Annotated in this window: 8 protein-coding genes; 4 read left to right on the forward strand and 4 right to left on the reverse strand. The window is 34.1% G+C overall.

Annotated elements, in window-relative coordinates; all coding sequences use genetic code 11:
- Positions 1 to 43 precede the first annotated feature (43 nt).
- From IRZ80_RS12050 to IRZ80_RS12060, 3 genes are read right to left on the reverse strand one after another with little or no spacing between them, the layout of a single operon-like run.
- On the reverse strand, positions 44 to 3,094 hold the full coding sequence (locus IRZ80_RS12050; RefSeq protein ID WP_194641813.1) for an efflux RND transporter permease subunit: 3,051 nt from the start codon (positions 3,092 to 3,094) through the stop codon (positions 44 to 46).
- Between the two features lie 5 nt (positions 3,095 to 3,099).
- Positions 3,100 to 4,131 carry an efflux RND transporter periplasmic adaptor subunit gene (locus tag IRZ80_RS12055; protein WP_194641814.1) on the reverse strand — a complete coding sequence of 344 codons (1,032 nt, stop codon included), beginning with the start codon at positions 4,129 to 4,131 and terminating at the stop codon, positions 3,100 to 3,102.
- A 6-nt stretch (positions 4,132 to 4,137) separates the two neighbouring features.
- Positions 4,138 to 5,496, reverse strand: a complete 1,359-nt coding sequence (locus tag IRZ80_RS12060) for a TolC family protein (protein ID WP_194641815.1) — start codon at positions 5,494 to 5,496, stop codon at positions 4,138 to 4,140.
- Positions 5,497 to 5,764: 268 nt separating this feature from the next.
- Between IRZ80_RS12060 and IRZ80_RS12065 the strand changes: the two genes are divergently transcribed.
- Both IRZ80_RS12065 and IRZ80_RS12070 read left to right on the forward strand, forming a co-directional pair.
- A complete protein-coding gene (locus IRZ80_RS12065) occupies positions 5,765 to 6,829 on the forward strand; it encodes a sensor histidine kinase (RefSeq protein WP_194641816.1) in 1,065 nt (354 codons plus the stop codon).
- 2 nt (positions 6,830 to 6,831) lie between these two features.
- Positions 6,832 to 7,554 (forward strand): LytR/AlgR family response regulator transcription factor, encoded by a 723-nt coding sequence (locus IRZ80_RS12070; protein ID WP_194641817.1) that lies wholly within the window; start codon positions 6,832 to 6,834, stop codon positions 7,552 to 7,554.
- A 292-nt stretch (positions 7,555 to 7,846) separates the two neighbouring features.
- Here the strand turns inward: IRZ80_RS12070 and IRZ80_RS12075 are convergent, their stop codons facing one another.
- Complete coding sequence (locus IRZ80_RS12075; protein WP_194641818.1) at positions 7,847 to 8,257, reverse strand: hypothetical protein; 411 nt, start codon at positions 8,255 to 8,257, stop codon at positions 7,847 to 7,849.
- Positions 8,258 to 8,638: 381 nt separating this feature from the next.
- Here IRZ80_RS12075 and IRZ80_RS12080 point away from each other — a divergent pair, with 381 nt between their 5' ends.
- Positions 8,639 to 9,481, forward strand: a complete 843-nt coding sequence (locus tag IRZ80_RS12080; protein WP_194641819.1) for a LytR/AlgR family response regulator transcription factor — start codon at positions 8,639 to 8,641, stop codon at positions 9,479 to 9,481.
- Positions 9,482 to 9,740: 259 nt separating this feature from the next.
- Positions 9,741 to 10,485, forward strand: a 745-nt coding sequence (locus IRZ80_RS12085; RefSeq protein ID WP_228520893.1) for a hypothetical protein, incomplete at its 3' end; no start/stop codon positions are given.

Below are 10,485 nucleotides of genomic sequence, written 5' to 3' on the forward strand. Positions count from 1 at the left end.
GTTTAAAATTTAAATTCAGGTAAATTCTGTTTCATGTTTAAAATTACGCTTCAGGTTTTGGTGCTATATTTGGTGCGATTAATTGATATACAACCGGAGTAACAAGCCGGGTCAGAATAGTAGAACTGGTAAGGCCTCCTATAATAACCCAGGCCAACGGAGAATAAAACGGTGACCGTTCCAGTACCAAAGGAAGCAATCCTAAAATAGCAGTTAATGATGTCAGGATAATGGGTAAAAAACGTGTTTCTCCTGCCTGCGCAATGGCTTGATTTATTTCCATCCCTTCTTCCCGAAGTTTATTGGTGTAATCGACGAGCAGTATGGAGTTTTTGACCTCAATTCCGGCCAAAGCAATAATTCCGATGCAGGCCATAAACGAGAGTGTATTTCCTGTCATGTAAAGAATAAAAACAGCTCCAACCATTCCAAGTGGTATAACCGACAAAACGATCAGACAGCTTTTAAAATCTCCAAATTCTAATAATAAAACAGCAATAAAAAGAAAAAAGGTTATCAGGAGAATAGTACCAAGTCCTCCAAAACTTTCTTTGCTGCTCTCGATTTCTCCAGCAACGTAATAGGAATAGCCTGGTGGAAAATTTATTTTCTTGATTTTTTCTAATACTTTTTGGGTAACCTGCTGTGTATTATATCCTTTTTTTACATCTCCGGTTACTAATGCATATCGGTTTTTATCATAATGTTTTATCAAAGGAACCGATGTTTCGTATTGAAGCGAGCTTACTTGCTGTATCGGGATTTCTGCTCCATTTTTAGAATGCACATAGAGACCGGACAAAATCGCTGCCGTAGGATGCTGCCCTCTTGGAACCGAAACTATGATTTTGTAATTATCACCTTTTTCATCTTTATAGTCTGCAATATCAACACCGTTAATTCCCATGCGCACCGTTTGATCGATCTGGCTTGACTGTACACCAAAAAGTGCCGCTTTATCAGTATTGATTGCCATTCGCATGTCTGTTTTATAATTGTCTAAAAGATTATTGGTATATAAAGTACCAGCAGTATTTTTAATTTCTTTTTCTACTTTTCCAGCCAAAAGCCGAATTATGCTTAAATCATCACCAAAGATTCTTATGGCGATTGGTGCTTCAACAGAAGGCCCCTGTTCAAATTCTTTAACTTCGATTTTGGCATCGGGATAATTATTAAACAATTTTCGAAACTTAGCGACAAGAGACTGTAATTGATTTATGTCCATCTCCTCTACCCTTATAAAAAGCTGGGCAAAATTGGCGGCATCTTTATGCTGGCTTACATTGTAATAAATTTTCGGATTTCCTTTTCCAACATTCGTGTAAACGGCTTTTATTTTTTCATCTTTTAAAACCACTTTTTCAACATAGGACGCAATGGAATTTGTTTTATAAAGATTGGTTCCCAAAGGTGTTTCAATGTTTATCAGAAACATTGGTTTCTCTGATTTTGGAAATAAACTAAACCCAACAGCAGGAACCAGCATGATACTCATTATAAACAATAATACCGCAACAGCAATTGTAACATAAGGTTTTGCCAAAGCTAAATTCAAAACGGGTTTATATACTTTATTAATCCCAGACTGCAGTTTTCTTAATACTATATTTCCGTCCTCATGCTCGTGTTTTTTTAATATAAGACTGGCAAGAAAAGGAACAATCGTCAACGAAACGAAGAGTGATGCGAGAACCGTTGAAATGACCGCCATTGGCAAACTCCTGATAAAGTCACCTGATGTCCCGGGTAAAAACACAATCGGCAGAAAAGATATAATTAATATAGCTGTGCATCCTAAAATAGCATAACCAATTTGATGCGTAGCATCTATTGCCGCTTTATATGGAGAATATCCCTCACGCAAATAACGCTCGATGTTTTCAATCACTACAATGCTGTCATCTACCAAAAGTCCCAGCGCAACCACAAGCCCCACAATCGTTAATTGATTGATTGAATATCCCAAAGCATCAAGAATAAATAGTCCAATAGCTATTGAAAGCGGAATAGAAATCATAACAATAGAAGACGCTCGTAATCCCAATGGTGTTAAGGTAAAAAGCACTAATATAATTGCGATTCCAAAATCCCTGAAAAAATGATTGAGTCTTTCTTTTACATCATCGGCCTGGACAAAACCTGTCTCAAGCTTTATGTTACCTGGAAGGTGTTTTTTATAATTTTCAATAATGGGCAAAATCAGTTCATGATCTGCAATAATGTTTGTATTTTCCTTTTCGCTTACTGCAACAAACAAACAGCGTTTTCCGTTGTAACGTCCAATATATTTTTCGTCTTCATAACCCATTGTGACGTTGGCAACATCTTTCAGGAACACTATTCTTTCTCCTGAAGCCTTGATGATAGTATTTTTAATTTCATCAATACTTTTATAATCCCCGCTGGTTTTAACATTGAATTTTTTATCTGCGGCATCAATGCTTCCTCCCGGGATGTTTAAAGCTTCGCCTTTCACTGCGTCGATAATACCATCTGTTGCTATATTGTTTCTGGATGTTTTTTGTACATCGAGGTCTATTTTTACAATCTGATTCGGACAAGCGTGGATTTCAACTTTTTTAACGGATGATACTTTCTCTATTTTGCTTCTCAGTTTGTCTGCCTCATCGTATAAATCTTTATAACTGGCGCTATTGCTGACCAGAGCAATTTGGTAGGTATTTACATCTGATGGGTCGAACTTTTCTACCTCAAGGCTTTTTAAATCCTGTGGCAAAACCCCTCTAAGATTATTGACTTCGCGTATTACCTCATTGTATTTTTCATCGACATTTACACCATAATCAAATTCGGCTTTTATAGCCACAACCCCGTCAGTAATGTCAGTCCTGATTTTGTCTATATCATTAATTTCATTTAATTTATCTTCGATAGGTTTTACTACCAGTTTTTCTAAGTCTTCGGCACTTGCACTTGGATAAACAGCTACGACAGAATAGTTCGGAGAATGAATAATAGGATCTTCACCGCGTGGCATTGAAAAAAAAGAATTAAGTCCCAGAGCAATCGCCAGCAAAAATATAACGATGGTAAACTGGTAGTTTTTAACCGAAAAATCGACTATCTTCATATCAATTATAATTTAATTTTTGAATCAGATGACAGATAAGAAGCTCCGTCTGTTATAACACTTTTTACATTTTCCAGCCCCGAACGTATTGCGATTCTGTTGGTTTCTATAAAAGCAATTTTTACAATATGTTTTTGTACTGATTTCTGATCCCGATTTACAGAATATACTACTCCGGACAATTCATTAGCTTGAACCATTGCCGAAACGGGAATAAAATAAAACATCTCTTTTTGAGAAGGATAGATTGCTATTTTTGCCGCTAAACCATTTGCAAACTTATAGTGCCGCGGATCGATTTTTAGCTTTACCAAAAATGTTCCGGTTTGAGGGTCTGCGGCGGCACCAATTTCAGAGACAACCGCAGTAAATTTTTTATCGCCATACGCATCCGTTGTAATTATCGCTTTGTCTCCTTTTTTTACCCTGACCCAGTCTTTGTCTGATAATCCAATTATTATAATCCAATTATTGTTGCTTGAAGCATTAATGGTAAAAACAGGACTTCCCGGACTGGCCATTTCACCTTCGTTCATTTCTTTTTTAATAACATTTCCAGATTGATTGGCATAAATGGAAGCATATTGTTTATTAAATCTTGCGATATCATAAAGCTGTTGGGCTGAGTTTAAACTTGTGACCGAATTCTCAAATTCTTCGGCTGTTGCTGCATTGTCTTTATGAAGATTTTCAATCCGCTTATGATTTCTCTGTGCTTTATCCAAATCATTTTTTGCCTGCTGAAGCTGTGCCGAAATTTCTGTTTGATTTAAGATCCCTAACAATTGTCCTTTTGATACCAGTTGTCCTTCATCGACATATAACTTATCGATAATACCACCAATTTTAAAAGACAGCCTGGTTTCTTTATCAGAAGTTATAATACCACCTGATACAATTGGCGGTGCATAACTTTCATACCTTATTTTTTGTGTTTTAACAGCAATTACATCAGATAGGTTACTTTCTGCCTGCTTTTTTGCGCATGAAAATAAGGTTGACATTATGATCAGCAGAATAAATTTTTGTGTTTTCATACTTTTTTATGGGTTTAATACGTAAGAAGCTGTTGTACGTTCTACTTCTGCTTTTTTGATCAGCACTGCTGTATTGGCTGATTCATAATTTAGCCAGCCATCAATAAGCTGCGTAAAGGCATCATTCATTGCAACAAGCAATACCATTCCCTGATCGTATCTTGATTTTGTTTCTCTGTAATATTCTTCCAGGAAAACGATATTTTCTGCACTGCTTTGCAATTGAGCTTCGGCACTGTTTAAGTCATTTTCAGCCTTTTTTTGCTGATATTCTAATTGTTTGGCAGTTTCTGCAATTTTTGCATCCAAAATCGATACATCTCTTTTGGCAATATTAATTTTGTTTTGGTTCTGAAAACCCGAGAAAATGTTCCATTTTAGGGTCACACCACCAAATAAATAGCGGGTATCGGTATTAAATAATAAGTAAGTACTTTGAAAACCTGCGTTCAGGAAAGTATTAACTACAGGCAGATAAGCGGCTTGTTTGCTCTTTACCATTAGATTGGACTGTTCCAGCGAACTTTTTAGCGCTGAAATTTCTTCTCTTTCATTACTTTTAAATTTAGATTCAGATTCTGAAATAGAAATCAGAGGCTGTTTAAATCCCGTGGTATCTATTTTTACTTCTTTTGTTAAATCATCATTAATAATAAAATTAAAATAAGCTAAAGCCGTTTTCAGTCTGTTTTGGGCTTCGGTCTTTTTAGCGGTATTGTCGTTAATATCAGACTGAATTCTAAGAACATTACCTTGTAAAACCTTTCCGTTTTTAAATCTTGATTGGGTAACTTTATAATTGTCCTGCAGTAATTTATCGGCATTATTAAAAATTTCAATCTGATTTTTTATCATTACAATATTGTAGTAGGCAATTTTTATATCCCTGACCAAACCTCTTTTATAAACCGCTGCTTCTGCTTCTTTTTGGTTTATAGCTTCTTTTTTGATCTTTTTATTCAGGATCATTTCTGCATCAACCAATGACAGCATTACATTTAATTTTGTGTCATAATAATCATTGGCACTTAGATTAAATTCCTGATTTTGTACGTTTTGAAAATTAGTACTGCCATTCAGCTGGTTTAGGGAATTGTAAACTGGATTTAACAAATCTCCAAGAGGCAGAACTATATTTCTTCCGCCTGAAGCATAGGTATAATCACTTTGGAATTTTAGAGTAGGATAAAACATTCCTTTGGCAATTTTTAAATTATCGAAAGACTGTTTCAGATTTAAATTCTGCTGTTGTAGTCCAAGATTATTTTCAAATCCGAAATGAATGTATTCATCCACCGTTTTATTTTGGCAAAATCCGAAAGAAAAAGCAAATAAAAAAGAGATTGCAATACTCTTATGAATCATAATGATAGTGGTATTTAATATTGATTTATTGTAATTTAAAGAAGTCCAGACTGGCGAATAACTCTTTTAAATCTGAGCCAAAACTATCAATTTGCTATAGGGTCTTTTTTGATTTTATACCAAAGCCGTTATTTATTATACCAAAATCTGCTAGGGCCTTGAAGGATAGTTTTTCTGAAGTTGTTTTCGTATAAAAAAACAGCAGTTTTGTATAAAAAGAAATTCGGTATTCGTAAAAAAGGTAATTTTATATATTATTAAAAAAATTATGGTACAACAACCTAAAGCACCTGAAAAGATTACTGCAATTAGCAATGCTTTTTTTTCAAACCAAAAAAACAAGATTTACTGGCATGTTGCCCTTATTTTATTTATGATATTATCTGCTTATTTCAGACAAATATCCTATACTCCTTTTGCTTCTTTTATATTTAAAGGAGCAGTCATTTTGATGATGATTGCTTTGTTCTACAGCAATGTTTATTGGCTCGTGCCGAAGTATTTGTTTAAAAGAAAATTTTCTGCCTACCTTATCATTTCAGTTGTTTTTATTGCCATAATATATCTTGTAATGCTTTTTTTATTTGATATTTTACAGCCTTATCATTTTGAACAAACCAACAATGTCAATTCTAATTTGGGCGAAATGTCAATTCTGTTTTTTACTTTTATGATTGTTGTGTTAATTGCTGCATCAGCTGCCGTACGCTTGTTTGATCAATGGATTTCTGACAATAAAATGATTGTAGAATTAGAAAAATCAAAAACAAGTGCCGAATTAGAACAATTAAAAAACCAGATTAATCCTCACTTTCTTTTTAATATGCTGAATAATGCCAACGTATTAACCAAAAAAGATCCTGAAAAAGCTTCGGTTGTTTTGATGGGGTTGAGTGATTTACTGCGATATCAGTTATATGACAGTTCAAGGGAAAAGGTTCTGCTTACGGCTGAAATTCATTTTCTGGAAGATTTTTTAAATCTTGAAAAAATACGCCGTGATGATTTTACTTTTACAATTACTAAAAATGGCGAATTGAACGGTCTGCAGCTGTCTCCCTTATTATTTATTACTTTTGTAGAAAATGCCGTAAAACATAATAATGACGCCGGAAGCACAACCTTTGTTCATTTGTCTTTTAGCTTTGAAAATAATATACTTTTATTTAAATGCGTTAACTCTAAACCTTTAATAAAAGCTGTAAATACAACAGGCGGACTTGGTCTTACTAATGTAAAAAAAAGATTAAAACTGCTTTATCCTGAAAGACATGAATTAAATATTGAAGAATCTGATGCTCTTTTTAGCGTAACATTAACCATAAATTTATAAATATGAACTGTATTATTGTTGATGATGAACCTCTGGCGCGCGAAGCAATAGAAATGCTGATAGAACCAAACAAGATTTTAATTTTATTGGGGTCTTTTAATAGTGCCGCTGCTGCATCTGAATTTATGGAGGATAATGAGGTCGACTTAATTTTTTTAGACATACAAATGCCCGGTACAAACGGAATTGAATTTGCAAAAACGATTCCCAAAGAAACACTTGTGATCTTTTCGACTGCATTTTCAGAATTTGCTTTAGACAGTTATGAAGTTGATGCAATTGATTATCTGATAAAACCAATACGCCCGGAACGTTTTCAAAAAAGCGTTGCAAAAGCTGTTGCTTATTCTAAATTATTTAAGGCTGATCTTGTCGAAAATAAGATCGAAAGTATTGGAGATGATTACTTCTTTGTGAAAGCAGACCGCAAAATAATCAAACTGTTTTTTAGTCAGATTCTGTACATTGAGGGTTTGAAAGATTATGTTGTTTTACATACAATGAATCAGAAAATAATCACGGCCATGAATATTAAAACCATACACGAGAAGCTTCCTCAAAAGATATTTGCAAGAGTCAGTAAATCGTATGTTATCAATATCAACCACATTGATTCTGTTGACAACAATACGATTTACATTGGTGTAAACGAAATTCCGATAGGAAATATCTACAGGGATTCCTTTTTTGAACAATTTGTTACAGGGAAAATTCTGGGTAGATAGGAAGGTAATTAAACAGCAGATTAAAAAAAAGATATTAGAGTACGCGTAACAGTATTGATATTATAATCGATAAAAATACAGTTTACAACTATTGCGAACATTTTATTCTTTGCTATAAAATAATCAAGTCCGGCCCTTAGATTTTGAATCTGATTGCCACTAACATTTTTTGAGTGTGAATCATATATAAAATCAGACTAAACACGGTACAAATTAATAAAACAACGATTTTTACTTAACAAATTACTGTAATTGCCATATAAATTTTTTTTACTTCCTTTGTTATTCAGGCTCAGCGAAGTATTTGATTTTGCGTAAGTACTTTGAGCATAACCTGTACTGTATCCAGAGTACCATTAGTACCATAACCCTTGCTTTTCTTTAATCTCAAATTAATAGTACCGGCGTTACTGGCTGCATCATATTTAGAAGAAGGCTGAGTAATAATCTCTATCGATGAAAGACAATCAATATCTGCAGACTGCAGACTTTTTAGATAATTAACTAAGTCAGCACCACTCAATAGTAATTGCCTTGCATCGATATAAATAGTAACTCTGCTTTTACCTTCTACAATAACGTTGTCCTGATTGTCGATGAGTAAGTTGGGAACTTTCCATAACAAATCAAAGTCGTTGAGATCTGTTAAACTTAAACTGCTTTGAACATTCAGTACTGTTTTGTAGCTTCTTACATCAATCATTAGGTTTCGCAGGGGTTAGTTACAGCCTTAAGTTCTGTAGCATCAGAAATTAATTCTATTTATGGCAAAGGTGATGTCCTGATTGAATTCCAGATCATCCGAATGATAAACTTTAAACCATCTGCACGAAAAATTAACTAATAAAATTCTGGTTTGGGAATTCCAAAACAAACGCCCCATCTGCCTGAACAGAAGCCATTTTAACAGTTGTAGAATCCTGTCTGCTGGTAAATATTTCTATAGAATACTGATTTATAGAACATAAACCGATGAACCACCAAATACACATACCAGAAGAAATCTTATGTCACTCAACGCCTTATATGTCAATTCAACTGAATTTTGTACGATTGTCAATGGAGTATCTGTAACTTTGTAAATGTGAAAATCAAAAATCTGCAGCCTCCAGTTCAAATCAAAGAAATTGCCTTTTTTGGCATCGCTTTTTTTTGCTTTGTAATTTCATATCATCTAACGCTTTGGATATATCTAGTCACAACAAACCAGCCTTATGACATTAAAGATTTTCTGAATTGGGGTGGTATCGATCATTTCTGTAAGCTATTACTTGGAATACCACGTTTTGAAGAACGCTTACTTGTAGAAATTATTGTTGATGAAATGCTTCTGAACGAACCTGTGCCACCACATATTCTGCAGTCCATTGTAGAAAATGCAGTAAAGATAATTAACGAATTCAAGCCTGAATTGTTTTTTATCGATGTTCAGATGCCGAACATGAATGGTTTTGAAGTACTGGCATATTTAAAAAAATTGCCACAAATTATTTTCTCTACCGCTTATGATCAGTATGCATTAAAAGCTTTTGAAGTTCATGCTCTGGATTATTTATTGAAAACCTACACCCGTCATCGTTTCCAACACGCACAGAAACGTCTTAGTATTGAAAATGCAGATCATATAGTGTCTTTGTTTAAAAAAAATATGCTCGGCCAGGCAAAATATCCCGAACGGATTATAGTACAATCCGGTAAAAAATACGTTACTATAACAACTGAAAACATACAGCGAATCGAAGCATGGGACGATTACTCCAGACTGCATAAAGGTGATCATACTTACATTAGTAATTTCGGCATCAGTCAGTTGGTTAAAAAGTTCAATCCGGATATTTTCATACGGATTCATCGATCTGCGATGATAAACGTTCATTCTATTAAAGAAATCAATAAACTTCCCAGAGGATATGATGTTTTTTACTAAACAAAGATTTTATTCATGTCAATCGCAGTTATGTAGAAAACATAAAGAAATTTATCTTTTAAAATCATTAAACTATTTTAAATAAAAAAACTGAATTTTCAGAACTCATTAATTAAGTTAAAAACATTGAAATAATATGATACCTGCTTCTATAAAAAAACTTCATTTGTCGCGTTCAATTAATTTATCCCTTTTCTTTTCAGGTAAGGTAAATAATTTTTTAGTATTAATGATATCATTGCTTTTTGTATCAAATAATATGTCAGCCCAAAAAATCCTGAAATATTCTGATCATCAGCCATTAGACGGAATGCGTACTAAGTTTCTTAACGAAGTATTTTTTCCAGCTATTGAAAAAGAATCCAACGGACGATTGAAAATAGAAGCTCACTGGAATGGAGAACTTGCCATTGCATATGACGCTTTAGGAACTGTAAGCAAAGGCTTAACTGTAGATATTGCAACCGTTGTACCTGAATATACCGCCGAACAATTACCTCTGCATCAGATTTTTAAAAGCTTTCCAGTTGGGCCTTCCGGAAAAAAACAAGTTTCATTCTTCCGAAATATATATGCAGAAATACCTGAATTTTCAGCAGAATTAGATCATAACAATATTGTACCCATATTTCTTGCTACCGGATATCCGGTTGGTTTCTTTAGCAGGGATTATTTACAAAGCCTGACCGAGATAAAAGAAAAAAAATGGCGTACTGCGAGTTTTTGGCATCAGGATTTTTTAAGCAATTTTGGCGCTACTCCAATCACAATGCATTGGGGTCAGGAAATTTACAAAGCACTGGGAGAAAAAACTTTGGATGGCATTATGGTAAATATAGACAGTGGATACGACCTTAAAGTTTACGAACATGCTCCTTACCTGCTGGCTTCTAAAAATTTATGGTTAGGACATCTCTATCTTGTGACTATGAATAAGGATTCTTGGAATGCCCTTTCTGAAGAAGATCAAAAAGCTATTCAGCGTGCTGCCTCAACAGCATATA

The organism is Flavobacterium sp. HJJ (assembly GCF_015351475.1).
GTDB classification, from domain to species: Bacteria; Bacteroidota; Bacteroidia; order Flavobacteriales; family Flavobacteriaceae; genus Flavobacterium; species Flavobacterium marginilacus.